This window comes from Synechocystis sp. IPPAS B-1465, assembly GCF_003015225.1.
Classification (GTDB): Bacteria; Cyanobacteriota; Cyanobacteriia; order Cyanobacteriales; family Microcystaceae; genus Synechocystis.
On sequence record NZ_CP028096.1, the window covers coordinates 1 to 2,621 of the forward strand.

Annotated in this window: 2 protein-coding genes; both read left to right on the forward strand. The window is 42.4% G+C overall.

Going from position 1 to position 2,621, the window contains the following annotated elements; translation table 11 throughout:
• Positions 1–224: 224 nt before the first annotated feature.
• Positions 225–602: a hypothetical protein gene (locus C7I86_RS16695; protein ID WP_106907937.1), complete on the forward strand. Its 378-nt coding sequence runs from the start codon at positions 225–227 to the stop codon at positions 600–602.
• Between the two features lie 484 nt (positions 603–1,086).
• The gene (locus C7I86_RS16705; protein WP_148284603.1) at positions 1,087–2,148 is read left to right on the forward strand and encodes a replication initiation factor domain-containing protein; all 1,062 of its coding nucleotides are present in this window, start codon (positions 1,087–1,089) and stop codon (positions 2,146–2,148) included.
• Positions 2,149–2,621: the final 473 nt, after the last annotated feature.

The following is a 2,621-nucleotide window of genomic DNA, read 5'->3' on the forward strand; positions in this document are numbered from 1 at the left end:
GGTCGTTAGTCAAGGGTGCGTTCACTTCGTTCACCACTTCGTGCCCTTGACAACCGACAAGGTGAACGGATTCTCTTTTGACAAGGGGGACGGGCTTATGGGTTCTATTACTATACTTGAGGTGTTATATTTTCCAGGTGCTCTAAAAAATTAGAATTTAATTGGCATCTTAGTCTATTTGGTGCTAAATTTAATAGGTATCTAATGTTCATTGCGAATTACCTATGCTTCAAAAAAGACTATCTGATGATGTTCCTCAGCCTAATGATTTTATCCGGGCTTTAATTAATGGTGGTGTCTCGACTTCTGGTGATATGGACTCTTTATCTAAAAAGCGTTCTTTTACCATTGAATTTACTAATTATGCTTTTATTCAAGCAATAGTAAATCTTCAGTCCCCTGAATCTTCTATTAATGCAAATAAGGTTCTTAATTACTGTTTGCGATTTTATATTGAATATCTTCAGGATTCTTTACCTGATAAGGATTTGAATAAGTTAGTTGACGCTTATGATAAAGCTTATCAAGCTTTAATTGATGAAGAATTGCCTGGTCTAAATGAGGGTTTTGACTTTTTAAAGGGGCGGCGTTCTAATGTCTAAATATCAAGTTCTTTACGTTACTAAATCTGAGTTTCAAGATAGAATTACTGGGCGGTTAGTTCAAAGTTTAAAGGTCCAATACGCTAGTCCTGATGCGGTTAATACTGATAATGCAAAGGGGCTTCCTGCTTTGACTGTTCCGGCTGAATTTTCTCTCTGGTCACAGTTTCGGCAAGTTCCGGGGGCTTATGACTTGGAATTTGCGTCAATACCTGACGGGCGGGGTCGTCCTCAACAGACAATTACTGGGGTTAAGCTCCAAGCTTGATGCTATTTCCTTTGGGCATTAACAACAAAAAAATAGGCTCCCTTTGCGAATTACCAGTTCTGAGGGGGCCTTTCTTCAAACAAATATTAAATACTCATTATGACTTTATCACTAGACTCGGTTGCCCTGGTAGGCAAAACCCCATTTGGTAACACGGGGTTGAAATGCCAAGAGCTTAAACCTGATGGAAGCTGGTTACCTAGCAGGGGGCGAAATATGCTTCTCGATGGGGGTCAACACGAGGTGGCGATCCACTGGATTCAAGGGACTTTCCTGATTAATTCCGGGGTGACAGGGGAAGCTGAGTTGGTGCCACTCCAGGTTAAGCAGTTGGCGCAGTATGTAGCCAATGCCACTAGGGAAACTTTGGAGTATTGTCCGGGGGTTGGATTGCCAAGGGGTATCTATTGGGAACATTCTGCGAGGTTTGGTTGTGGCTCTATTCTGGCTTGGCACTATGAAAGCAATGGGTTTTGGCGGGTCTTTCTCTCGATTCCGGGTCAGGTATGTGAGCGGTTGGGCCTGATGGAAAGTGCTCGATTAGTCACGGGGTTAAAATGCCATTTTGGTTTTGCGGCTACCAGGGTTGATGCCAAGGTTCGTGTTTCGTCTTGGATTCTCACTCCTCAGCAGGCATATCAGGAAGGAATACAGGGAAACTTATCGAGGGTGTTTGATGTCAGTGAGCAAACTAGTACAGTCAAGGGTTATACCAGTATGACAGCGTATTTCGGTTCTAAGGGTAGTAATGCTAGAACTAGAATATATGACCCGTATCATAATCACGGGGTTATCGGTGGCACGGATATTGAGGCAGAATTGAAAGATGAGAAAGCAAAAGAGTTTGTTAACGTCTTGGCTGACTTATACCAAACTGCGGTAGACGAAAAAGATTTTTCGGTATGTGAACAATATGTAGCGGGGTGTGCTGTTGGGCAAGTTGACTTTTTAGATAGAAGTACAGGTAAGCGGGCTAGTCGGTGTGAGCGTTGCTCCTGGTGGCAGTTGGTTCTTGATACTGTGGGGACTCCGTGCCGGGTTGTTGGGGCAAAAGAAACTACCAGTCTGATTAACACAGCGGCGTGGGCAGTGTCGCAAGTAGTTCCCGCTTTGGCGGCGTTAAAGCGGTTGACCGGGGGGGAAAATTTAATGTCTTGGCTGTCAGTACAAATTAATAAAGTCGATAATTTATCAGGCGGTATGCGACAAAAAGTTAATCAGGCAAAAATTGACGGTTTTACTTTTAATCAAGTGGTGCGGTTAGCAACTTGTGCCTAGTGGTGGTGTGCCGCCGTCACGAAGTAGGCGTGCTATTTTTTCAGGTCTAAACTAATTTAATAAGTATTTTGTTATTTATTAGTTTTAGTAATAAAATATCAAAACTATTAGTCAAATTTGGGAGTTTCTGGTATTTTCTAGCAGTATGCCTACATTTCCCCGTCCCCCTTGTGTTCATAGTCTGATTAGTTCACCTTGTCGGTTGTCAAGGGCACGAAGTGGTGAACGAAGTGAACGCACCCTTGACTAACGACAAGGTGAACGGATTCTCTTTTGACAAGGGGGACGGGCTTATGGGTTCTATTACTATACTTGAGGTGTTATATTTTCCAGGTGCTCTAAAAAATTAGAATTTAATTGGCATCTTAGTCTATTTGGTGCTAAATTTAATAGGTATCTAATGTTCATTGCGAATTACCTATGCTTCAAAAAAGACTATCTGATGATGTTCCTCAGCCTAATGATTTTATCCG

Excerpts from the sequence above, each read along its gene's own strand:
- C7I86_RS16695 (WP_106907937.1), top strand. The coding sequence starts at position 225 with ATGCTTCAAAAAAGACTATCTGATGATGTTCCTCAGCCTAATGATTTT.
- C7I86_RS16705 (WP_148284603.1), top strand. The coding sequence starts at position 1,087 with ATGCTTCTCGATGGGGGTCAACACGAGGTGGCGATCCACTGGATTCAA.